This is a genomic window from Streptomyces scabiei 87.22, from assembly GCF_000091305.1.
Taxonomy (GTDB): domain Bacteria; phylum Actinomycetota; class Actinomycetes; order Streptomycetales; family Streptomycetaceae; genus Streptomyces; species Streptomyces scabiei.
In genome coordinates, this window is sequence record NC_013929.1 from 9133353 (window position 1) to 9155708 (window position 22356).

The following is a 22356-nucleotide window of genomic DNA, read 5'->3' on the forward strand; positions in this document are numbered from 1 at the left end:
ATGAGTGACGACCACGTCTACCTGTCCCTCGCCGAGGGGCACGAGGACGACGCCCGCTGGGCGTACGGCACCGGCTTCGAGGACCCGCTGCACGGTGTGGACACCACGGTGCCCGAGGGCGTGGACCCCGGTGAACTGGCCGCCCTCTGCGTGGCGTTGGCCGACGACGCGCTGGTCGGCGCCCAGCGGCTCGCCGAGTGGACCACCCGCGCGCCCGAACTGGAGGAGGAGGTCGCCCTCGCCAACATCGGCCTCGACCTCCTCGGCCAGGCACGTCTGCTGTACTCCCGCGCCGGGCAGGTCGACGGCACCGGGCGCGGCGAGGACGCGTATGCCTACTTCCGGGACGCCGGCGACTTCCGCAACGTCCGCCTCGCCGAACTCCCCTGCGGTGACTTCGCGTTCTCCATCGTCCGGCTGCTCGTGCTCTCCAGCTGGCGCCTCGCGCACTTCGAGCAACTGGTGGAGCACCCCGACCCGGTGCTCGCGGCGATCGCGGCGAAGGGCGTCAAGGAGCTGACCTACCACCGCCAGTACGCCGCCGAATGGGCCGTGCGGCTGGGCGACGGCACGCAGGAGTCGCACCGGCGGATGCGCCGGGCGATGGAGCAGGCCGCCCCGTATTTCGGCGAACTGTTCACCGCCCACGACGTGCGGGACGAGGTCGTCGACGTGCTCCGCCAGGTCACCGAGGCGGCCGGACTGCCCATGCCGGTCTACCGGCCGCTGCCGGGCGTCGGCCGCGCCGGCGACCACACCGAGCATCTGGCGCCGCTGCTGGCCGAGTTGCAGAGCGTGGCTCGCGCCCACCCGGAGGCGACATGGTGACCACGCCGACCGAGGCGCGGCGCGCCCGGCACATCGCCGAGCAGGTTCCGGACCCCGAGCTGCCCATGCTGACCCTCGCCGACCTCGGCGTCCTGCGGGACGTCGAGCTGACGGAGGACGGCACGGTGGTCGCGAGCCTGACCCCGACCTATTCCGGGTGCCCGGCCATGGCCGAGATGCGCGCCGACGTGGCGGCCCGGCTGAGCGCCGCCGGGTACGCGCGGGTGGAGATCCGTACGGTCCTCAACCCCCCGTGGACCACCGACTGGATCACCGACACCGGCCGCCGCAAGCTCACCGAACACGGCATCTCCCCACCCGGCGCGGCACCCCGGGGCCCGCTTCCCCTGCTGCTGTCACCCACCCGGCGGTCGGTCGCCTGCCCGCTCTGCGGCTCGGCGGACACCGAGGAGACCTCGCGCTTCGCCGCCACGTCCTGCAAGTCCCTGTGGCGCTGTCGCGCCTGCCGCGAGCCGTTCGAGCACGTCAAGGAGATCTGATGGAAGGCCTCAAGGAAGAACCGACGAGAGGCCCGCGGGCCGGGGCGGGCGCCCCGGCCGATCCCGCCCCGCCGGTGCCGTCCGGGTCCGTCACCCCGGCGGTGCGCACCCGACGCCGTCCCGCCTTCCACGCCCTGCGGGTCGCCTCCGTGGAGCCGCTCTGCGAGGACGCCGTGGTCGTCGGGTTCGCGATCCCGGCGGAACTGGCGGAGGAGTTCGCGTTCGCGCCCGGACAGTCGCTGACCCTGCGGCGCGAGATCGACGGACGCGACGAACGCCGCTCGTACTCGATCTGTTCGCCGGCCGGTACGACGCCGCGCATCGGTGTGCGGGTGGTAGCGGGCGGGTTGTTCTCGTCGTGGCTCGTCGGTGACGTACGGCCCGGCGACACCGTCGAGGTCATGGGCCCCACCGGGTTCTTCACCCCCGACCTCGGGACCCCGGGCCACCATGTACTGATCGCGGCGGGTTCCGGCATCACGCCCATGGTCTCCATCGCCGAGTCCGTGCTGGCCGCCGACCCCTCCTCGACCGTCACCCTGTTCTACGGCAACCGCCGCAGCGGCACGGTGATGTTCGCCGACGAACTGGCCGACCTGAAGGACCTGTACCCGGCCCGTTTCCAGCTCGCGCACGTCCTGTCCCGTGAGCCCCGTGAGGCCGAGGTGCTGTCCGGCCGCCTGGACGCCGGCCGGCTCTCGGAGCTGATCGGCGCCCTGGTCGACGTCGGCACCGCGGACCACTGGTGGCTGTGCGGTCCGCACGGCATGGTCCGTGACGCCCAGGAGGTGCTGGCCGGACTGGGGGTGCCGGACGACCGTGTGCACCAGGAGCTGTTCTATGCCGACGACGAGCCCGTACGGGAGGCCCGGCACGAGGAGGCCGCCGTCGAGGGGCCCGTCAGCGAGGTCACCGTCACGCTCGACGGCCGCTCCACCACCGCCGCGCTGCCCCGCGGGCGGAGCATCCTGGAAGGCGCCCAACGCACCCGCCCCGACCTGCCGTTCGCCTGCAAGGGCGGCGTCTGCGGCACCTGCCGGGCGCTGGTCACCGACGGCAAGGCCGACATGCGCCGCAACTTCGCGCTCGAACCGGCGGAGGTGGCGGCGGGGTATGTCCTGACCTGCCAGTCGTACCCGGTGTCGGAGACGCTGACGGTCGACTTCGACACCTGAGGGCGGGGCCCCATCGGCATGACCCGGACCGGCCGCTCAGTTCCGCGCCGCCGACCGGGCCGCCGCCGCGCCGATCGACTCCACCAGCGGTGACAGCCGGTGGGGCACCCGTTCCCTGAGCGCGACCTCCGTGCGGGTGCGCACGACGCCCGGAAGGCTGATCAGTGCCTGGATGACGTCCTCCAGGTGCGCGTTGTCCCGGGCCACGACCCGGGTCAGGAGATCGCCGCCGCCGGTGATCGAGAAGGCCTCGACGATCTCCGGTACGGCCGCCAGCGCGTCCCCCACGTCGTCCAGATGCCCCTGGGTCACCTCGATGTGCACGAACGCCAGCACGGGGTGGCCCAGCGCGGCGGGGGAGAGGGACGGCCCGGTGCCCGTGATCACGCCCTCGCGTTCCAGCCGGTCGAGGCGGGCCTGCAGCGTGCCACGGGCGACGCCGAGGATGCGGGCGTACTCCCGCACGCTGGTGCGCGGCCGGTCCAGCAGCAGCCGCAGGATGCGCGTGTCGAGCTCGTCCACGGCCATGGTCCGTTGGCCTCCCTGTGTCGTCCGTCGACCGGAGTCGACTGTACCAATGGCCCAGCGGGAAGCGTGCCGGTTGAGCCATCGGGCCTCCGGTGCTTTCCTGATGACCATCGATGGCGCCGCGCAGCGCAGGACGGCAATGAGGCCGGTCCGTGCCCGCGGCGCCATTTCCATGCGGTGACGGTGTGGCTCCGGTGGTCGGGCCTCGGGGCCCGTACGGGCCGAAGCGAACGGGAGAGGGCGGGCGGCCGGCGGTGAAGAGGATGTTCATGGCTCCGGACCCGGGGCTGCTGAGGCTGCGGATCGCGCTGCGGGCGGTGCTCGGCATCGGTCTCGCGGTGGCCGTGGCGGAGGCCGCCGGGCTGTCCCTGACGGCCTCGATCACGGGCGGGCTCACGGCGCTGCTGGCTCTCTTCACGGTCGCCGACCCCACCGTGCGCGGCCAGGCGCTCACCACCGCACTGCTGCCCGCCGCGGGCTTCCCGGTCCTGGCCCTCGCGACGGTGCTGCACGACGTACCGGCGCTGCGCGACACGGTCTGGCTCGTGGTGGTCTTCTGCGGCGTCCACGCCCGCCGCTGGGGCCCGCGCGGCCACGCGCTCGGCATCTTCGCCTTCATGACCTTCTTCGTCACCCAGTTCCTGCACGCCGTCCCGGGCCAGCTGCCGGAGCTGTACGCGGCGATGACCCTCGCGCTGGCGGCGGCCGCGGCCGTCCGCTTCGGCGTCTGGTGCATCGAGCGGCACGTCCCGCCGCCGGCGGCCCCCGCCCCCGGGGACGGCCGGGGACTCGCCCGGTCCACCACCCGCCAGGCCTTCCAGGCGAGCGCCGCCTGCGCCTTCGCGATGGCCGTCGGACAGGTCCTCTCGCAGGAGCGCTGGTACTGGGCCGTCGGCACCGCCTGGTGGATCTTCGTGAACACCACCTCGCGCGGCGAGACCCTGGTCCGCGGTTTCCGGCGCATCCTCGGCACCGTCACCGGCATCCTCGTCGGCCTCCTGGCCGCCGTCCCCCTGCACGGCGCCCCGGCCCCGACCGCCGCACTGGTGGCCGTCTGCGTGTTCGGCATCTTCTACACCGCCGCCGTGTCGTACTCCTGGATGATGCTGTGCGTCACCGTGATGGCGGCCCTGCTCTACGGTCTGCTCGGCGTCCTCGACCCCGCGCTTCTCGGCCTCCGTCTGGCACAGACCGGGGTCGGCGCGCTGGGCGCCGCGCTCGCCGTGGCGCTGATCCTCCCCGTCACCACGCACGCGGTCACCGACCGGTGGGTGGGGCGGGCCCTGCACGCGGTGCGCGACTGCACCGCGGCGGCGGCCCGGAGTCTGGCGGGCGACCCCGACGCGGACCCGGCGCCCCACGTGGCGGAACTGGAGGCGCTCCTCGGGCGCGTACGGCTGTCCCTCGGGCCCCTGGTCCACCCGCTGAACCCGCTGCGCCCGCGCAAGGAGAGGGCCCGCCGGGTGCTCGCCCTGCTCGACGAGTGCGCCCGCGAGGCCCGGGGACTCGGAGAGGTCGTACGGGCCTCCCACGACGGCCACCGGACGGTACGCACGCCCGGCCCCCCGACCATCGGCGCCGACCCGGACGCCTCCCACGCGGCCCGCCTCACCGCCGCCTGCCGACGCGTCGAATCGGCCGTCGAGACGCTGGTCGGCGCGTTGCCCGAGCGCCCCGCCCCGGCGCACGCCGGCGCACCCCACCTCAGCCGTCACCCCGGCGCGGAACAGGCTCTCGCGCATCTCCACGGCATGGAACGCGCCCTCGCGGATCTGGCAGCTCCGCTGCGTGGCTCCTCCCCCGTACGGACTGTGGTCTAGACCTGCTGCTACTGTTCGCCCGCACACCGGTGAGCGGGAGGGGACGGCAGTGTCGACAGAACCTCGGACCAGGGGCGGACGGCGGTCACCACGGGCCTACATCGGGTCGTTCACCTCGGCGGGCGGCCTCGGCGTCCTCACCGCAGCCGTGGACGAGGAGAGCGGAGCGCTCACCGTCCTCGGCGGCGCGGACGACGTCCCCGACCCGTCGTACCTCGCTCTCTCCCCGGGCGGCGACACCCTGTACGCGGTCAGCGAGCGCCCCGAGGGAGCCGTGGCCGCCTACCGGGTGACCGGCGACAGACCCGAGTTGACCGGGCCCCCCGTCGCCGTGGGCGGCGGCCCCACACACCTGTGTCTGCACGCCGGCCACGCACTGACCGCCGACCACGGCTCCGGCAGCGTCACCGCCGTCCCCCTGCGCCCCGACGGCACCCTCGCCGCCCGCGCGTCCGGGACGCTCCGGCACACCGGCCCCGGCCCCCGGGCTCCGCACGCCCACCAGGTGGTGCCCGCCCCGGGGGGCCGCCACTTCCTCGGCGTCGACCTCGGTTCGGACGCGGTGCGGGTGTGCACGCTGGAGGACGGCGTCCCCGTCGTCCTCCACGAGACGGCCCTGCGGCCGGGCTCGGGTCCCCGCCACCTCGCCCTCCACCCGCACGGACCGTTCGCCTACGTGCTGAACGAACTCGCCGCCTCGGTCACGGTGTGCCGCTGGAACGCCCCTGACGGCCCGCTGGAGGCGCTGGGAGAGATTCCGGTGCTCCCGGAGGCACCCGAGGGCGACGCGTACCCCTCGGGCATCGTCACGTCACCCGACGGGCGCTTCGTGTGGACGGCGACCCGCGGCACGGACGTCCTCTCGGTGCTCGCCGTCGAGGACGCCGGGCTGCGCCTGGTCGCGACCGTCCACTGCGGCGGCCACTGGCCCCGCGCCCTCGCCCACGCGGCCGGGAGGCTGTACGTGGCCAACGAGCGGTCGGGCGACGTCACCTGGTTCACGGTGGACCCGGAGACGGGCATACCGGTGCGAGCGGGCTCGATCGAGGCGCCGGCGGCCTCGTGCGTCGTCCTGGACGTGTAGGTCCGCGCGGACACGGCCGAGGGCCCGCTCCTGCGAGAGGAGCGGGCCCTCGGCCGTACGGGTCGCGGTCCGGGTCGGAGAACCGGGCTCAGCGGACCGGCATGCCCTGCGGCTGCTGCGGCGCGATGCCGAGCGCGGTGGTGTACTTGCCGAGCGCCAGCTTGCCGATCGCCGGGTAGGGTCCGAGCGCCTCGGCGGCGGAGCAGCCCGCCTCCTTCGCGGCGGCCTCGATCAGACCGGCGTCGATCTCCGGCCCTATCAGGTACGGGGCGAGAGCCAGCTGCTGGGAGCCCGAGGAGCGCAGCTGCTCGGCCACGGAGGTGATCGAGCCCTCCTGGTCGAGGGCGGCGGCCATCACCGGCACCGCGAGACGCGCGGCCAGCAGCATGCCCGTGATCCCGGCCGCCTGCACGGCCTCCTCGCCGCCCACGGTGGCGAGGACGATACCGTCGGCGGCGGTGGCCACGGTGAACAGACGGGCCCGGTCGGCACGCGCCAGACCGGCCTCGGACAGGCGGACGTGCAGCGCCTCGGCGAGCAGCGGGTGCGGGCCGAGCACATCGGTCAGCTCGGCCGCGATACGGCTCTCCATGACGGCCTGGCGCACCTGTCGCAGGGTGGCGCTGTCCGGGCCGGCCAGCAGGGGCACGACGACGGCGACGAGGCCCTCCGGCTCCTTGACGTCCAGGCCGGCGGCGCGCGCCTGCTCGTAGCGGGCGGTGCGCTCCTCGGCGGCGCGCGCGAGCACCGACTGCAGCGTGGGGAACTCGTCGGCGCCGCCGTCGACATAGCCGATGCGGGCGTCGAGGCCGGGCAGCTCGGAGCGCGCGATGCTCACGACCTCCTCGGCGAGGCCGCGCGTGGCGGCGCTGGGCGTGCCGGGCACCGCGAGGACGAGCGCGGGCGCGCCCTCGGGAGCCGCCAGGGGCTCCGGACGGCGGTGCCGCCCGGGCTGACGGGGTCGCGGCATTCGTACTGGCAGGCCGGACGCGGGCCCAGTGGGGGAGCTCATGGCGCCGCATGTTACTGGCTTCTTGGGCTCCCCTGTTCGGGGAGGGTGCAGGTGAGCGGTATCCGTCCTGATTTGTCTGATGAGTTACGGGCCGATCAGGGTCGATCACTCCCGCATATATCTATCGAGGGGTGTTCTTGGGGGTGAACGGCGGGTCTTGTCCGACAAACTTGATTGTTCCCTTTTGTGGGGATCGTTTTTCGGCCACCACGTACAACATCCCCTCGTCGTACGGCAACCCGGGGCCGTCACCGGCCAGCGCGGCCGCGATGCGCACGGCACCGTCCAGCGGATCCCCCTCGGCCGGCACCGGCCGCGCGTGCGGCAGCAGCTTCGCCAACTCCGCCTCCAGCGGGTCGAGCAGGGGCGCGCCCAGCTTGAACAGACCGCCGGTCAGGGCCACTCGGGGCTCACCCGAGGCGGGGCAGACGGCAGCCGCGGCGTCGGCCATGTGCCGGGCGGCCTCGCGCAGGATCTCCGCCGCCACCGGGTCGTCCACGGCGCAGGCGCCCACCTCGGGGGCGAAGGAGGCGAGGACCGCGGGGCGGTCGTGCCGCGGGTAGAGCCGGCCGGGCAGCCCGTCCATCGGGCCGAACGTCGCCTCGGCGCGCGTCAGCAGCCGGGCCGAGCCGCCGCCGCGCCCGTCGTACGCCCGCAGCGCCGCCTCCAGTCCGGCCCGCCCGATCCATGCCCCGCCGCCGCAGTCCCCGAGCAGATGGCCCCAGCCGTCCGCCCGGCGCCAGCGCTCCAGGTCCGTGCCGATCGCGATCAGCCCCGTGCCGGCCGCGACCACCGCACCCGGGCGCGGGCCGAGGGCGCCGATGTACGCGGCGACCGCGTCGGCGGCCAGCGCCACCCGCCGCACGCCCAGTTCGCGGGCCAGCGCCGACGGCAGCTCGGCACGCAGCTGTTCGCCGAGCGTCGCGAACCCGGCGGCCCCGACGGCCGCGGCGACCGGACCGCCGCACCCGGCGTCGTCGATCAGCCGCCGCGCCAGGGGCAGCAACCGCTCCAGCAGCTCCCCGGCGTCGATCCCGCGCGCCCCGGTCCGCACCGGCTCCGGGGAGGAGAGCGGCTCGCCCAGCCTCCGCGTGCCCCGGGCCAGTACCACGCGGAGCCCGGAGCCGCCCGAGTCCACGGCGAGCACGACGGGCGGCTCGCCGCCGGTCACGGCAGACGCCAGTCCACGGGAGCGCCGCCCTGGCGGGCCAGCAGGTCGTTCGCCCGGCTGAAGGGGCGCGAGCCGAAGAAGCCCCGGTCGGCCGACATGGGGGAGGGGTGGGCTGACTCGATGGACGGCAGGTCGCCTAGGAGCGGGCGGAGGTTACGGGCGTCACGGCCCCACAGGATGGACACCAGCGGCTTCCCCCGCCCGGCCAGTGCCCGTATCGCCTGCTCGGTGACCTCCTCCCAGCCCTTGCCCCGGTGCGCGGCCGGCTTACGGGGGGCCGTGGTGAGCGCCCTGTTGAGCAGCAGCACCCCCTGCAGCGTCCACGGCGTCAGATCACCGTTGGACGGCTGGGACAGCCCGAGGTCGGTGTTCAGCTCCCGGTAGATGTTGAGCAGGCTGCCCGGCAGCGGCCGTACCTCCGGCGCGACCGAGAAGGACAGTCCCACCGCGTGCCCCGGGGTCGGGTAGGGGTCCTGTCCCACGATGAGGACGCGGACGTCGTCGAAGGGCTGCTGGAACGCCCGCAGGACATGGGCTCCGGCGGGGAGATAGGTGCGCCCCGCGGCGATCTCGCCGCGCAGGAAGTCGCCCATCTCGGCGATCCTCCCGGCCACGGGTTCGAGGGCCTTCGCCCAGCCGGATTCGACGATCTCGTGCAACGGTCGTGGTGCCACGGCGTCACCCTACTGCCGTGACGGTCATGACGATCAACCGGTGGCCGACGGCTGATCGATGACGACCGTTCCGCACCCGAACACGACTGGCCGCAGACCGACTTGATGACGACGTGGACAACCGGACTCCCCCTCTTGTTCCTTATGTTCCCCTGCCTTCTTCTCGGGCCCGCCTCAGCCGACGACCGCCGCGCGCACGCACAGCACGTCCGGCAGGTGCGACATCAACTGGTGCCAGGTGTCGCCGTCGTCGGCCGAGGCGTACACCTCGCCGTTGCGGTTGCCGAAGTACACGCCCGCCGGGTCCGCGTCGTCCGTGCACATCGCGTCGCGCAGGACCGTGCCGTAGTGGTTCCCGGCGGGCAGCCCCGCCGACAGCGGCTCCCAGCTCTTGCCGGCGTCCGTGGTGCGGTAGACCCGGCAGCGGCGGTCGGCCGGGACGCGGTCGGCGTCGGCGGTGATCGGGAACACGTAGGCCGTGTCCCCGCGGTGCGGATGGGCCACGGCCGCGAACCCGAACGTGGAGGGCAGGCCCGACCCGATGTCCTCCCAGTGCCCGCCCCCGTCGTCGCTGCGGTACACCCCCCAGTGGTTCTGCAGATACAGCCGGTCGGGGTTGGCCGCGTCCCGGGCGACCTTGTGCACGCACTGGCCGAACTCCGGGTTCGGGTCCGGCAGGAACACCGCGGAGACACCGGAGTTGGACGGCGACCAGCTCGCGCCGCCGTCCTCGGTGCGGAACACCCCGGCGGTGGAGACGGCCACGGTCATGGCACGCGCGTCGCGCCGGTCGGTCAGGATCGTGTGCAGCCCCTCGCCGCCGCCGCCCGGCACCCACCGGTCGCGCGTCGGGTGCTCCCACAGCGGCCGCACCAGGTCGAAGCTCACTCCGCGGTCCTCGGAACGGTAGAGCGCGGCCGGTTCCGTGCCCGCGTACACCACGTCCGGTTCCGCGGCCGACGGGTGCAGCTGCCACACGCGCTCCAGCGAGGCCCCGGTGTCCTGGGGGAACTTGACGGCCGGCCGGGTCGGTTCGGTCCAGGTGCGGCCGAGGTCGTCGGAGTGGAAGACGGAGGGGCCCCAGTGGGCGCTGTCGCCGCCGACGAGGAGCCGGGGGGTGTCCGTACGGGTGTCGACGGCGATCGCGTAGACCGCCTGGGCGTTGAAGTACGGAGCCTCGTCGAACTGCCAGGTGCCACCGCGCCGCCGGCCGATGAACAGCCCTTTGCGTGTACCCACGGTCAGCAGTACCTCGGCCATGGCGGCCACCTCCTGGACATCGTCGTCTCAGCCATGGGTCAGTCTGCACCCCGGCACTGACAGTCACCCTTCGGGACGGCCTCGCCGCAGGTCAGCGGGCGTGGAGAGGCGTGCCGGGCGGTCCGGCGGCCGTCCGGCGGGGGCGGGGTGACCCAGGTCGCATGAGCAGAGGGCGGACCGCCGCCGTATGGGAGGGCGGTCCGGCAGTCCTGTGCGTGCGAGGGAGGGTGCCTCCGATGGTGGCATTCCGTGGTCCGAAGGTGTGGCTGTGGCGATGGCGGCGCAATCCGCTCAGAAGACGCGCCGACCGCCTGGAGTCCTGGGTCGTGCTGATCACCTGGGCGCTGACGCTGTTCGGCGGGGTGGCCGTGGGCCTCGCGGCCGCCGGCTCCGTGGAGTCCGGTCTCGCCCGGCAGCGCGCCGAGTGGCGTCCGGTCGAGGCGGTGCTCACCGAGGACGCGCCGGAGCCGTCCGCCCCCGAAGGCGCCGGCACGGGCCCGGCGAAGGTCTGGGCGAAGGTCCGCTGGACGGCTCCGGACGGCTCAGCCCGCACGGGACAGGCCCGGGTCGACCCCGCCGTCCTGATGGGGGCCCGGGTCACCGTCTGGACGGACGCCCGGGGCCTGCTGGTCACCAAACCCGCCAGTGAGGCCCAGGCCAGGCTGCGGGCCGCGCTCGTCGGCGGTCTCGCGGGTGCCTTCGCGGCCGCGGTGCCCCTGGTGGGCGGCCGGCTGGTCCGGGGCCGGATGGAACGGCGGCGGATGGACCAGTGGGACGTGGAGTGGGCCCGGATCGGTCCGCTCTGGGAGCGCAAGATCTGGTGAACGCGGTCGGGGCGGGCGCACGGGAGTGCGACCGCCCCGCGCACGGCCGACGGCCGGACGATGCCCGTGGGGGGAGGCTTCGTCCGGCCGCCGGAGGACTCACCGGTGGGTGAGGAGCGGGCTCACCTGTAGGTGATGTCCGAGGAGGAGTACAGGCAGTTGGTGCTGTCGGGGCCCGTACCGACGGCGGTGTTGTTGTTGTACTTCTGGCACGGGACGACCTTGCGGCCGCTGTCGTTGAGGATCGTGATCCTCCGCAGGGTCGCCACGTCGCCCCGGTTGACGTTGATGCCGACGAGCCGTGCGGTGGAGCCCGTCCCCGTCACCTCGATGTTGTTGAGGTTCACCTTGCGGGTGTACTGCGTGGAGCAGTCGCCGCACGAGCGGTACAGCGTCTTGAACTCGCTGACCGCGAAGTTGGAGATGTTCAGGGTGCCGGGCCCGTTGTGCTGGAAGACCTTGTCCGCGGCCTTCCGGGCGCCGCCGCCGGTCACCGTGTAGGTGGAGCCGCCGCGGAAGGTCGCCGCGTCCTCGCCGACGTCCTCCCACCAGACGTTCTGCAGGGTGCAGTTGCCCTCGCAGTGGATGCCGTCGGCGCCGGGCGCGCCGATGATGACGTTCTTCAGCGTCGCGCCGGCCGCGAGCTTGAAGATCGGGTCCTGGCCCTCGTCCTGGCCGTCGCCGGCCAGTTCGCCGCTGCCGTAGTAGCGGACCATTCCGCCGTCCCGGGTGCCGGACACCGAGATGGTGGATGACACCGGCTGGCTGCCGTTGGCGGACGGCCAGGTGGCGGCGCTCGCCGGAGTGGCTCCGTTAGTCATGATCATGCCAAACGAAAGGCTGAACGCGGCGAGCGTGCCGGTCAGCGCGCGTGTGCGGACACGCGGACGTGCTGCAGAAGTCATGTCCCGGTTCCTTCTGTGGTCCGAGCGGATGGGGGTGGCGGTTCTCAGAGCTTCCCGGCGCCCGCGCCCGACGTCACCGAGGAGACGACGGAGGAGGCGGGCTCGGCGGTGTAGCCGTAGGGCGGGGCGGTGAAGGTGCCCACCCGGGAGATCTCGGTGGCGGCTCCACCGAGGTCGTTGCCGCGCAGGTTCGCGAAGCCGTCCACGTCGCTGCTGCGGTTCGTGGTGACGGCGACTCCCGTGTTGCGGAAGACGTTGTTCTCCACGAGCATCTGGGCGCCCATGCGCGAGTGGCAGGCGGTCTCGGCGCCGTCCACGTAGTTGTTGTAGAAGTGCCCGGTGCCGAAGCGCAGGCTGGGGATGCGCGAGTACACGTTGCCGAAGTGGTTGTGGTGGTACGTCACCCTCAGACGGCCGGTGTCCTCGGAGGCGTTCTTGTCGCTGTGACCGACCAGGGAGCCCTTGAAGTGCTCCTTGAAGGTGTTCCAGGACACCGTCACCCGGTCCGAGCCGTGGTTGACGTCCAGCAGGCCGTCGTAGTGGTCCTTGTCGTGCGTGCGGTCCGCCGAGAAGGAGTTGTGGTCGATCCACACCTTCGTGGACTCCTGGACCGTGATCCCGTCGGCGGGGGCGACCGGCTTGCTGATGTTCAGGTTGCGGACGACGACGTTGGTCCGCTCCTTGATCCGCAGGCCGCCGCCGGTGAACCCGGACGACGGACCCACGCCGAGGACCGTCGTGTTCGAGCCGATGTCCACCTGACCGCTCAGTGCGATCAGGCCGCTCACCCGGACGACCTTGGCGTTGTCGCCGGCGACGGCGGTCCGGAACGCGGCGAGCGTCGAGACGGTGGCGGGGCCGGCGCTGCCGCCGCCGGTGGTCCCGGCGCCGAAGCCGACCGGGGAGGTCTCCGCCGCCGTCGCCGCGTGCGGCAGGACGAGGACGGCGGCGGTCGCCAGGGCGGCGGCCGCGGCCACCAGGGAGGCGGTTCTTTGCGGCCGTGCATGTGGGGGGACGGTACGCATGCGGGTGCGTCCCTTCAGGGAGATGCTGATGGGCCATGTAGAAGAACTGAGTTCACTCTTCTGATCGACGAGCATGAGCGGAACGGCTGTGGTCAGGGCCTCGATCGTGCAGGTGGAGCGATTTCCCGGGGGTGAGTTGGTCCCGGCATGCCTGAACCCTGGGGCGGGGCGGCGGCCGCCGGTTCACACTGCTGAACGGAACGTAGAGGGCAAGCGCTTTCTAGTCAACGCTTCGCGCAAAAGACGTCGGGTCGGCCCTGGTGGCGTGGCGGATGGTGTCGGACGAGCCGGACCCGGCCCGCGGCCGGGGGTGCCGCGAGCGAATTCTTTCGACGTGTGGGAGCGCTTCCATGGCCGCCATGCCCATGTCACGATGCTGCTCGCTCCGCCGACCTGAACCGAGGTACCCGCTCCTGTCGCCCCCGCAGATCCCGTCACAGGAAGGCACGACGACGTGACCCCCACCCCCCACCACCGGGCGCGCGGACCGCTGCGCTCGGCGCTGCGCATGCTGCTGGCGGCCCTGGTGCCGCTGCTCGCGGCCACGCTTCTCACCGCGCCCGCGGCCGCCGCGTCGGACACCGGGGCCGAGGCCGCTCCCCGGGCGGCACTCACCGAGATCACCGGCTTCGGCACCAACCCCAGCAATCTGCAGATGTACCTGTACGTGCCCCAGAGAGTCACCGCGAAGCCGGCGATCGTGGTGGCCGTGCACTACTGCACCGGCTCGGGACCGGCGATGTACAACGGCACCGAGTACGCCTCGCTCGCCGACCGCTACGGGTTCATCGTCGTGTACCCGTCCGTCACCCGCAGCAGCAAGTGCTTCGACGTCGCCTCCCCGCAGGCGCTGACCCGCGGCGGCGGCAGCGACCCCGTGGGCATCAAGTCCATGGTCGACTGGACCGTCCGCACCTACGGCGCCGACACCGGCAGGATCTTCGCCACCGGCATCTCCTCCGGCGCGATGATGACCAACGTCCTCCTCGGCGACTACCCCGACGTCTTCGCCGCCGGCGCCGCCTTCGCGGGCGTGCCCTTCGCCTGCTTCGCCACCACCAACGGCTCCGAGTGGAACAGCGACTGCGCGAACGGCACCGTCATCCGCACCCCGCAGGCCTGGGGCAACCTCGTCCGCGGCGCCCACCCCGGCTACACCGGACCCCGTCCGCGCATGCAGCTGTGGCACGGCACCACCGACGACGTGCTGCGCTACCCGAACTTCGGCGAGGAGATCAAGCAGTGGACCAATGTGCACGGTGTCGGCCAGACACCGGCGGCCACCGACTCGCCCCAGTCCGGCTGGACCCGCACCCGCTACGGCAGCACCGGTGACCGTGCCCCCGTCGAGGCCATCAGCCTCCAGGGCACCGGCCACAACGTCTACGCCCGGGGCATGGGCGAGCGTGTCCTGACCTTCTTCGGCCTGACCGGCTCCGGCCCCGGCCCCACGCCCGAGCCTCCGGCCGGACCCTGCAAGGTGACCGTCACCACCCAGCCCTGGAGCACCGGCCTGACCGCGTCCGTGACCCTCACCAACACCGGCACCACGGCCGTCGACGGCTGGAAGCTCGGCTTCACCCTGCCCGCCGGACAGACCGTCACCAGCGGCTGGGGCGCCACGTACAGCCCGGCGACCGGCGCCGTGACCGCGACCAACGCCGCGTACAACGCCGCGATCGCCCCCGGGGCGAGCGTCAGCATCGGCTACCAGGCCAACCACACCGGCAACAGCGCCGCGCCCTCGGCGTTCACGCTCAACGAGGCCGCGTGCACGGGTGGTTGACGTGCCCTGACTCGCCGTCCTCCGTCCCCGGCACGTTCCGACCGGCCGATTGCGGGCGCGCGCCGCGGCGCGCGCCCGCGCGACGGTCCGTTCTGCCCGATCTCCGAGAAAGGCACCGCTCTTGCGACCGCTCAGCACCCCACGTCCCGTCAGGCCGTCGCGCCGGTCGACGCTCGCGACCGTGCTCACCACCTGCGTTCTCGCCCTGGCCCTGGTGATGGCGTCGTCCGCCGTGGTCGCCCTGGTCGAGGGCCCGCGGCGGACGGACGGGACCGGCAAGGGCGCCGCGGCGTCCTCCGCCCGGCACTGGGTGAACACCTGGTCCGCCATGCCGCAGCTGACCGAACCGGCCAACATGCCCCCGGCGCCGTTCACCGGGGAACGGGCCGTCCTGGTCGACACCACCTTGCGGCAGACCGTACGCGTCACCACCGGCGGTGACCGCGTCCGCCTCCGCTTCTCCAACGCCTTCGGCGGCAGCGCGCTGCCGCTGACCGCCGTGACGGTCGCCCTCCCGCTGGACGGGCGGGCCGGCGTGGCGGCGATCGAACCGGGCACCTCCCGGACCGTGACGTTCAGCGGCCGGAGGTCCACGACCGTACCGGTCGGCGCCCAGGTGGTCTCGGACCCCCTGGACCTCACCCTGGCGCCGGCCACCGTCCTGACCGTGACCGCGTATCTGGCCGAGGGCCAGGCGTCGCTCGCCCTCACCTCGCACCCCGGTTCCCGTACGACCTCCTACCTCCGGCACGGCGACGGCACCGAGGACGCGGACCTCTCCGGCGCGACCCCGACCAACCACTGGTACCTGCTCAGCGACATCGAGGTGCTGTCCCGGCGCGCCACGACCTCGGTCGCGGTCCTCGGCGACTCGCTCACCGACGGCCGGGGCTCCACCACCAACGGCAACAACCGCTGGCCCGACCAGCTCTTCGACCGCCTCCAGCAGCGGCCCGGCACCCGCCACCTGGCGGTGGTGAACCTGGCCGCCGGCGGCAACCGCGTCCTCAACGACGGCCTCGGCCCCAACGCCCTCGCCCGCCTGGACCGCGACATCCTGGCCCACAGCGCCGTCGAGCAGCTGATCGTCTTCGAGGGCGTCAACGACCTCGGCACCGCGGAGGCCACCCCCGCCGCCCAGGAGCGCGTCACCGCCGACCTCGTCGCCGCCTACGAGCAGATCATCGTCCGCGCCCACGCCCAGGGCATCCGTGTCTACGGCGCGACCCTCCTGCCCTTCGGCGGCAACACCCTCTACGACGACGCCGCCGGACACCGCGAGGCGGCACGGCAGGCGGTCAACACCTGGATCCGCACGAGCGGCCGCTTCGACGCGGTCCTCGACTTCGACCGCGCGGTCCGCGACCCGGAGAACCCCGTCCGCCTCCAGCCGGGCCTCCACGACGGCGACTGGCTGCACCTCAACCCGGAGGGCTACCGGATCCTCGCCGGGACGGTCCCGGCCCGCCTCCTCCAGCGGGGCTGAACGACACGGCCCGGCCGCCGTGCTGCTGAGGGGGCGCCGCGGCCCCGTCGGTCTCGTCCGGGGGTCCCCGTGGCCCCCGTGACCGCCTCCCCGTCTCAGCGGGGGCCGGTGCGCGCCGCCGTCATGAGCGCGTCCCAGTCGGGGAGCTTGACCACGCCTCTGCCCAGCGAGGCGCCGAGGGCCGCCTCGGCCCGCTCTATCGCCTGCCAGCCCCGCCACTCGACCGGCTCGCACCCCCCGGCCCGCAGGGCCGCCACCGGGTCGTCGGGCACGTGCCGGACCGCCAGTTCCGGCGCGTCCTCCAGCAGCGAGGCCGCCGTCTCCTTGGCACAGGGGCGGTTGGTGCCGATCACTCCGGTCGGGCCGCGTTTGATCCAGCCGGCCACGTACTCGCCGGGCGAGGGCGCGCCGTCGCGGAGCACGCGCCCGGCCGCGTGCGGGACCGTGCCGTGCACCGGGTCGAAGGGGAGGCCGTCCAGGGGGACGCCCCGGTAGCCGACCGAGCGCAGCACGAGCTGGGCCTCGATCTCCTCGAAGCGGCCGGTGCCGGTCACCCCGCCGTGCCCGTCGGGTGCGGTGCGCTCCAGTCGCACACCGCAGACCCGGTCGCCGTCGGCGAGGAGTTCGACGGGGCGCAGGAAGAAGCGCAGCCGGATGCGGCGACGGCCGGACGGCGGGGGTGCCGTGGCCCAGCCGCGCAGGACCTCGACATTGCGGCGCCGCGCGGCGGGGAGGGACGACGGATCGACGTAGTCGGGGTCCAGCTCCAGCTCGGCCGGGTTGACGCCGACACGGGTGTCGGGGAGAGCGCTCAGCTCGCGCAGCTCCTTGGTGGTGAAGCGGGCCTGCGAGGGACCCCTGCGGCCCACCATGTGGACCTGGGTGATCTCGCTCGCGGCGAGGGAGGCGAGCGCGGCCTGGGGCATGTCGGTGGGGCTCAGCTCGCGCGCGCCGCGCGCGAGCATGCGGGTGACGTCCACCGCGACGTTCCCGACGCCGACGACCACCGCCGTGCGCGCGCCGAGGACGGGTCCGCCGAAGGCGCGGTCCGTCGCGTCCGGGTGGGCGCTGTACCAGGAGACGAACTCGGTCGCCGACCAGCTGCCGCGCAGCTCCTCGCCCGGGATGCCGAGCCGGCGGTCGGCGGCGGCGCCCACGCAGTACACGACCGCGTGGTACAGCTCCCGCAACCGGGCGGCCGGGACCCCGTCCGGGCCCACCCGGACACCGCCCAGGAAGCGCACCCGCTCGTGTTCCAGCACGGCACGCAGATTGTTCTGCAGCGACTTGATCTTCTCGTGGTCGGGCGCGACCCCGTAGCGCACCAGCCCGTACGGGCAGGGCAGCCGGTCCAGTACGTCGACCAGCACCCCCGAATCCTGCTGGACGAGGCTCTGGGCGGTGTAGCACCCGCTCGGCCCCGACCCCACGACGGCGACTCGCAGCACGGCGGAACTCCTTACGCGAGGAGATCGCTGATGCCTCCAGGATGGCACCGCCGGGCCCGCCGGGGGAGGGGCGCGGAGACGGGGCCGGGTGATGCGCCGTCGGGGTGCCGTGCGCCCCCGGTATGCGTGCCTATTCGCAGTGAATGTGATCATGCGCTTACGTTGCGTAGGTGCTGGAAGCCTCCTTTCTGAACCTTTCCGATCGCCACTGGCGGGACGGTGTGGTGAACGTGTGCCCCGCCTGGGAGGTGCAGGAGCACGACGGCGCCACGGCCTGGTTCACCGCGCGGCTGGCCTTCCCCGACGGCGCCGCGGTCGAGGTGCTCGCCGTGGTCTGCGAGGGCCGGCTGTCCCTGGAGGACGTGCGCGCCCAGCCGCCACTGTCCCTGGAGGACCTGACGGAGCTGGCCGACTGGATCGAGGGCCCGCTGTTCGAGGTGTGCGGAACCCCGCCGGCGTACCTCGACGAGGAGCGGCCGGGGGTCCCGTACGGACCGGGGCGCCGGGCCAGGCCCGCATGGCCCCGCGGGGTGGAGGGGCGGCGCCTGGTGGCCGAGGAGTACCTCGCGGCGAAGCGGTCCGGCCACGACCCGGTCGTCGCCGTGATGTGCGCGACCGGGCACAGCCGCCGCAAGTCGCTCCGGCTCATCGCCGCGGCACGCGACGAGGGCCTGCTCGGCCCCCGGCACGCCCGGCGCTGAGCCCCTCCCCGTCCGGCAAGGGGCACCTGTCAGGCCGTCAGGTCGCGCATCCGGCTGATCTCCGTGGCCTGTTGGGCGATCACGTCGTCGGCCATCTCCTCGACCAGGATGTTGTTGCCCTGCGCCTTCACGTCCGTGGCCATGGTGATCGCCCCCTCGTGGTGAGTGATCATCAGCTTCAGGAACAGCCGGTCGAACGTCGCCCCGTCCAGCGAGCCCAGCTTCTTCATCTGTGCCTCGGTCGCCATGCCGGGCATCGCCTCGTGGTCGTGCGACGTGCCGTGCTCGTCGGCGTCGTGGACCTTCAGCCAGCCCTCCATGGCCTCGATCTCGGGCTTCTGGGCGGCCGAGATGCGTTCGGCGATCCGCTTCACCTGGGTCGACCTGGCGTGGTCGGGGGCGAGTTCGGTCATCTCCAGCGCCTGGGTGTGGTGCACGATCATCATGCGGGCGTAGTCGTAGTCCGCGGAGTTCGGGGCGTCGTCCTCCGCGCGCTGTTTCTCAACTTCTTCCGGCGAAAGGGTTTGAGCCGCCTCACCCGGTTTTCCGGGGGCGATCACCGCCGGCCCGCCCGACTTGGCGGAACCGCCGTCGGGGTCCGCCCCGGACCCCGAGTCGCAGCCCGCGAGCGCCAGGAGGACGGCCGTGAGTGAGGCCGTGACCAGCGGCGCGCGGGTGGTGCGGCGAACGAGCACAGTGACCTCCTGGGGACACGGCAACGGGCGGACACCTTGTGGGTGTTGACGAACTTTCCTAACACGCATTCACCGATCGGTGATCAAATTTGTTCGTTACAAGTGCATTGCCGTCTGTTGATCTGTGCATGATGAAGACGATACTTCGGAGGAGCCTGAACCGTTCGACCGCGAACGGCCACACGGGAGGACACAGTGACCCTGTTGAAGAACCTTCGGACGCGGCACAGACGTCTGGGGGTCGCCGCGACCGCGGCCGGTCTCCTGGCCGCCTTGCTCACCGCCGGACCGGCGGCCGCGACTCCTGACCCCGGGGACGCGCCCGCCGTACGGGAGAAGGTCTCCAAGAGCGATGCCGCCGAGGCGCGGGCGGCGATAGCCGCCGGCGAGATACCCGGCCAGGACGAGATCGTCCACTCCGCCAACATGCAGCACCTGACGAACATCCCCAAGGAGGCGCTGCCGGGCACCAACTCGGACCTCGCCTTCCAGGGCAAGTACGCCTTCGCCGGCAACTACGACGGCTTCCGGATCTTCGACATCAGCGATCCGAAGGCGCCCAAAACCGTTGCCCAGGTGCTCTGCCCGGGCTCGCAGAACGACATCTCGGTCTCCGGCGACCTGCTGTTCCTGTCCACCGACTCCTCGCGCAGCGACAACTCCTGCAACAGCACCACGCAGCCCGCGACCGAGAAGTCGTCGTGGGAGGGCATGAAGATCTTCGACATCAGCGACAAGGCACACCCCAAGTACGTCGCCGCCGTCGAGACCGCCTGCGGCTCCCACACCCACACGCTGGTGCCGGACGGCAAGAACGTCTACGTCTACGTCTCCTCGTACTCGCCGAGCGCCTCGTTCCCCGACTGCAAGCCGCCGCACGACGGCATCTCGGTGATCAAGGTGTCCCGCAAGCACCCGGAGCGGGCGAAGGTCGTGGGCTTCCCGGTCCTGTTCCCCGGTGAGGGCCCGGACGGCGGCGGCAACCCCGGTTCGCCCACGAACCCCGGTGTCTCCAAGACCACGGGCTGCCACGACATCACGGTGCTGCCGTCGAAGGACCTGGCGGCCGGCGCGTGCATGGGTGACGGCATCCTGTTCTCCATCAAGAACCCGAAGAAGCCGAAGGTCATCGACCGCGTCCAGGACAACGTCAACTTCGCGTTCTGGCACTCGGCCACCTTCAACCAGGACGCCGACAAGGTCGTCTTCACCGACGAGCTGGGCGGCGGCGGCGCGGCCACCTGCAACGCGGCGATCGGGCCGAACCGCGGTGCCGACGGCATCTACGAGATCACCGGCAAGGGCGACAAGCGCAAGCTGGTCTTCAAGAGCTACTACAAGATCCCCCGTCACCAGGCGGACACCGAGAACTGCGTCGCCCACAACGGCTCGCTGATCCCGGTCGAGGGCAAGGACATCATGGTCCAGGCGTGGTACCAGGGCGGTGTCTCCGTCTGGGACTTCACCGACTCCACCAAGCCCGAGGAGATCGCCTACTTCGAGCGCGGCCCGATCTCCACCAGCACCCTCGTGGGCGGCGGCTCCTGGTCGGCGTACTACTACAACGGTTACATCTACTCGAACGACCTGGTGAAGGGCTTCGACGTCCTGAAGCTCGACGACCCGCGGACGAACCCCGCCCAGCAGGTCACCATGTCCGAGCTCAACGTGCAGACGCAGCCGGACTACTTCGACCTCGACTAGGGGCATCGAGCGGTCTCCGCGTCAACCGTCCCGCCGGGCCCCCAGGGGTCCGGCGGGACTCGCGCGTACGACGGGGTCCCGGCCGGGGCGCGGTCCCGCGACTCCCGCGTCGGCCCGTCGCCGGCGCACTATACTCGGCGCCTCCGGCGGAGGCCCGGCGTGCCACCGTCCGGCCGTCGTGCGTCCCGGGCCGCACGGGGGACGGTCCGGGACGGACGTCCGGCGGCGCCGAACAGGCCGCCTCGTGAACGCGGACGCGACGCCCGGTGGCCGGGTCCGGACGGCGTCTCAGCCCACCAGGTCCAGCACCGGCCGCAGCCCGTCCGGCCGTTCGGCGGCGGGCAGATGGTCCACGAAGTGCACCGCGCACCCCAGAGCCGCCGCTCCGCCGTCGGCCCGTCGGTCGTCGCCGACCATCAGCGTCCTGCGCGCGTCGACGCCCAGCGCCTCGCAGGCGAGGGCGAACAGCCGCGCGTCCGGCTTCTGGATGCCGTGCTCGTACGACAGCACGTACGCGCCGACGTAGGCGTCGAGGCCGTGCGCCCGGAAGACCGGCCGCAGATCCCAGCCGATGTTGCTCACCACCCCGACGGCCACCCCGCGGTCGCGCAGGGCCGCGAGCACCTCGACGGCGTCCGGGTAGGGGCTCCACGCCGACGGCGTCATATGGCGGTCGTACAGCGCCTCGTGGAGCGCGGGGTCGGGCAGGCTCACCCGCCGGGAGAGGGCCGTGAAGGCGGCCCGGTGCGAGTCGGCGCTGCGGTCCCGCATCGCCCACAGCTCACCCGTCGCGCCCGTCGGCGGCTCCGCCGGAACCGCCCCGCCGGGCAGCGCGCCGGCCCGCTCCAGGGCCTCGGCCACCCGCAGCGACTCCGGCTCGGGCAGGACGAGACCGGCGTCCCCGAGGACCGCACGGAGCCAGGACTCGGTGGACTCCACCCGGAAGAGAGTTCCGGAGAAGTCGAACAACACTCCTTCGACCGTCATGCCGTCGATCTTTCGTGCCCGCCTCCGGCCGGTCAAGTACGCCCCGGGGAACCCCACTTCTCGTAGGCCAGCACCGCCACCGCGATCGTCAGTCCGCCCAGCAGCCAGCCGCCCAGCACGTCCGACGCCCAGTGCACGCCCAGCCAGATCCGGGTCAGGCCGACACCGAGGACGGAGACGACGGCCACCGCCAGGGCGGCGCGCACGACGGCGCGCCCGGCGCCGTACCGGTGCAGGAGCCACACCACCAGCCCGAGGACGACGGTGGCCGTCATGGCGTGGCCCGACGGGTACGCCGCGTAGTGCGCGGAGTCCACGGGGTCGGGCCACGCGGGCCGCTCCCGCCCGACGGCCGCCTTCAGCCCCTGCTGCACCGCCGTCCCCGCGGCACAGGTGACGCCCAGCCAGACGGCGAGCCACCAGTCCCGGTGGCGCCACACCAGCCAGACGGCGGCGGCCAGGGCCAGCAGACGCATCGTCACCGGATCCCAGACCCAGTCCGTGAGGATGCGGAAGGCGTGGGTGAGAACCGGGTCGGCGACCGCCCAGCGATGGGTGGTGTCCGCGATGCTCCGGTCCAGCGACATCAGCGGTGCCCAGGAGAGCGCGACCAGGACCAGCAGCAGCACGGAGGGGGCCGCGAAGGCCACGGCGGCACGGACGGTGCGGGTGGCCGGCGGCCGGTGGGGCGGCGCGTCGACGGTGGGGGTGTGCATACAGCGATCCTGACCGACTCGTGGGGC

21 protein-coding genes are annotated in these 22356 nt (G+C 73.0%); 10 read left to right on the forward strand and 11 right to left on the reverse strand.

Annotated features, from left to right (window positions below):
• Genes paaC through paaE form a run of 3 tightly spaced genes read left to right on the forward strand, consistent with a single transcriptional unit; the run spans window position 1 to window position 2503 of the window.
• Window positions 1–828: a 1,2-phenylacetyl-CoA epoxidase subunit PaaC gene (gene paaC, locus SCAB_RS39360; RefSeq protein WP_013005624.1), complete on the forward strand. Its 828-nt coding sequence runs from the start codon at window positions 1–3 to the stop codon at window positions 826–828.
• Complete coding sequence (gene paaD, locus SCAB_RS39365) at window positions 822–1328, forward strand: 1,2-phenylacetyl-CoA epoxidase subunit PaaD (protein WP_013005625.1); 507 nt, start codon at window positions 822–824, stop codon at window positions 1326–1328. The genes paaC and paaD overlap by 7 nt, the downstream gene beginning before the upstream one ends.
• On the forward strand, window positions 1328–2503 hold the full coding sequence (paaE, locus tag SCAB_RS39370) for a 1,2-phenylacetyl-CoA epoxidase subunit PaaE (protein ID WP_013005626.1): 1176 nt from the start codon (window positions 1328–1330) through the stop codon (window positions 2501–2503). Before paaD ends, paaE begins: the two co-directional genes overlap by 1 nt.
• A gap of 36 nt (window positions 2504–2539) precedes the next feature.
• On the opposite strand, the gene SCAB_RS39375 is transcribed toward paaE, so the two are convergent.
• Entirely contained in the window at window positions 2540–3031 is a 492-nt protein-coding gene (locus tag SCAB_RS39375) for an Lrp/AsnC family transcriptional regulator (protein ID WP_013005627.1), read from the reverse strand.
• 263 nt (window positions 3032–3294) lie between these two features.
• Here SCAB_RS39375 and SCAB_RS39380 point away from each other — a divergent pair, with 263 nt between their 5' ends.
• Both SCAB_RS39380 and SCAB_RS39385 read left to right on the forward strand, forming a co-directional pair.
• Complete coding sequence (locus SCAB_RS39380; protein WP_013005628.1) at window positions 3295–4851, forward strand: FUSC family protein; 1557 nt, start codon at window positions 3295–3297, stop codon at window positions 4849–4851.
• A gap of 49 nt (window positions 4852–4900) precedes the next feature.
• Window positions 4901–5935 carry a lactonase family protein gene (locus SCAB_RS39385; RefSeq protein ID WP_013005629.1) on the forward strand — a complete coding sequence of 345 codons (1035 nt, stop codon included), beginning with the start codon at window positions 4901–4903 and terminating at the stop codon, window positions 5933–5935.
• An 88-nt stretch (window positions 5936–6023) separates the two neighbouring features.
• On the opposite strand, the gene SCAB_RS39390 is transcribed toward SCAB_RS39385, so the two are convergent.
• From SCAB_RS39390 to SCAB_RS39405, 4 genes are all read right to left on the reverse strand, one after another.
• Window positions 6024–6947: a sirohydrochlorin chelatase gene (locus SCAB_RS39390; RefSeq protein WP_086022912.1), complete on the reverse strand. Its 924-nt coding sequence runs from the start codon at window positions 6945–6947 to the stop codon at window positions 6024–6026.
• Between the two features lie 121 nt (window positions 6948–7068).
• On the reverse strand, window positions 7069–8118 hold the full coding sequence (locus tag SCAB_RS39395) for an N-acetylglucosamine kinase (protein WP_013005631.1): 1050 nt from the start codon (window positions 8116–8118) through the stop codon (window positions 7069–7071).
• A complete protein-coding gene (locus SCAB_RS39400; RefSeq protein WP_013005632.1) occupies window positions 8115–8792 on the reverse strand; it encodes a uracil-DNA glycosylase in 678 nt (225 codons plus the stop codon). Before SCAB_RS39400 ends, SCAB_RS39395 begins: the two co-directional genes overlap by 4 nt.
• Before the next feature lie 174 nt (window positions 8793–8966).
• Window positions 8967–10052 carry a WD40/YVTN/BNR-like repeat-containing protein gene (locus SCAB_RS39405; RefSeq protein ID WP_041670135.1) on the reverse strand — a complete coding sequence of 362 codons (1086 nt, stop codon included), beginning with the start codon at window positions 10050–10052 and terminating at the stop codon, window positions 8967–8969.
• Window positions 10053–10288: 236 nt separating this feature from the next.
• Here SCAB_RS39405 and SCAB_RS39410 point away from each other — a divergent pair, with 236 nt between their 5' ends.
• Window positions 10289–10876, forward strand: a complete 588-nt coding sequence (locus SCAB_RS39410; protein ID WP_013005634.1) for an Rv1733c family protein — start codon at window positions 10289–10291, stop codon at window positions 10874–10876.
• Window positions 10877–10998: 122 nt separating this feature from the next.
• On the opposite strand, the gene SCAB_RS39415 is transcribed toward SCAB_RS39410, so the two are convergent.
• Together SCAB_RS39415 and SCAB_RS39420 are read right to left on the reverse strand one after the other, a co-directional pair.
• On the reverse strand, window positions 10999–11781 hold the full coding sequence (locus SCAB_RS39415; RefSeq protein ID WP_013005635.1) for a pectate lyase: 783 nt from the start codon (window positions 11779–11781) through the stop codon (window positions 10999–11001).
• Between the two features lie 44 nt (window positions 11782–11825).
• Window positions 11826–12806: a pectate lyase family protein gene (locus SCAB_RS39420; protein WP_046773198.1), complete on the reverse strand. Its 981-nt coding sequence runs from the start codon at window positions 12804–12806 to the stop codon at window positions 11826–11828.
• A 454-nt stretch (window positions 12807–13260) separates the two neighbouring features.
• Here SCAB_RS39420 and SCAB_RS39425 point away from each other — a divergent pair, with 454 nt between their 5' ends.
• Together SCAB_RS39425 and SCAB_RS39430 are read left to right on the forward strand one after the other, a co-directional pair.
• Entirely contained in the window at window positions 13261–14592 is a 1332-nt protein-coding gene (locus tag SCAB_RS39425) for an extracellular catalytic domain type 1 short-chain-length polyhydroxyalkanoate depolymerase (RefSeq protein ID WP_013005638.1), read from the forward strand.
• 181 nt (window positions 14593–14773) lie between these two features.
• Window positions 14774–16078, forward strand: a complete 1305-nt coding sequence (locus SCAB_RS39430) for an SGNH/GDSL hydrolase family protein (RefSeq protein WP_013005639.1) — start codon at window positions 14774–14776, stop codon at window positions 16076–16078.
• 95 nt (window positions 16079–16173) lie between these two features.
• Here SCAB_RS39430 and SCAB_RS39435 read toward each other — a convergent pair whose 3' ends face one another.
• Window positions 16174–17526, reverse strand: a complete 1353-nt coding sequence (locus tag SCAB_RS39435; protein WP_013005640.1) for an FAD-dependent oxidoreductase — start codon at window positions 17524–17526, stop codon at window positions 16174–16176.
• Between the two features lie 170 nt (window positions 17527–17696).
• Between SCAB_RS39435 and SCAB_RS39440 the strand changes: the two genes are divergently transcribed.
• Window positions 17697–18227: a DUF6214 family protein gene (locus SCAB_RS39440; RefSeq protein ID WP_231885183.1), complete on the forward strand. Its 531-nt coding sequence runs from the start codon at window positions 17697–17699 to the stop codon at window positions 18225–18227.
• 29 nt (window positions 18228–18256) lie between these two features.
• Here the strand turns inward: SCAB_RS39440 and SCAB_RS39445 are convergent, their stop codons facing one another.
• Window positions 18257–18922 carry a DUF305 domain-containing protein gene (locus SCAB_RS39445; RefSeq protein ID WP_013005642.1) on the reverse strand — a complete coding sequence of 222 codons (666 nt, stop codon included), beginning with the start codon at window positions 18920–18922 and terminating at the stop codon, window positions 18257–18259.
• A 195-nt stretch (window positions 18923–19117) separates the two neighbouring features.
• On the opposite strand from SCAB_RS39445, the gene SCAB_RS39450 reads away from it, so the two are divergent.
• Window positions 19118–20626 carry an LVIVD repeat-containing protein gene (locus SCAB_RS39450; RefSeq protein WP_013005643.1) on the forward strand — a complete coding sequence of 503 codons (1509 nt, stop codon included), beginning with the start codon at window positions 19118–19120 and terminating at the stop codon, window positions 20624–20626.
• Window positions 20627–20914: 288 nt separating this feature from the next.
• Here the strand turns inward: SCAB_RS39450 and SCAB_RS39455 are convergent, their stop codons facing one another.
• Together SCAB_RS39455 and SCAB_RS39460 are read right to left on the reverse strand one after the other, a co-directional pair.
• The gene (locus tag SCAB_RS39455; protein WP_013005644.1) at window positions 20915–21613 is read right to left on the reverse strand and encodes an HAD family hydrolase; all 699 of its coding nucleotides are present in this window, start codon (window positions 21611–21613) and stop codon (window positions 20915–20917) included.
• 32 nt (window positions 21614–21645) lie between these two features.
• Window positions 21646–22329: a phosphatase PAP2 family protein gene (locus SCAB_RS39460; protein ID WP_013005645.1), complete on the reverse strand. Its 684-nt coding sequence runs from the start codon at window positions 22327–22329 to the stop codon at window positions 21646–21648.
• Between the last annotated feature and the right edge of the window lie 27 nt (window positions 22330–22356).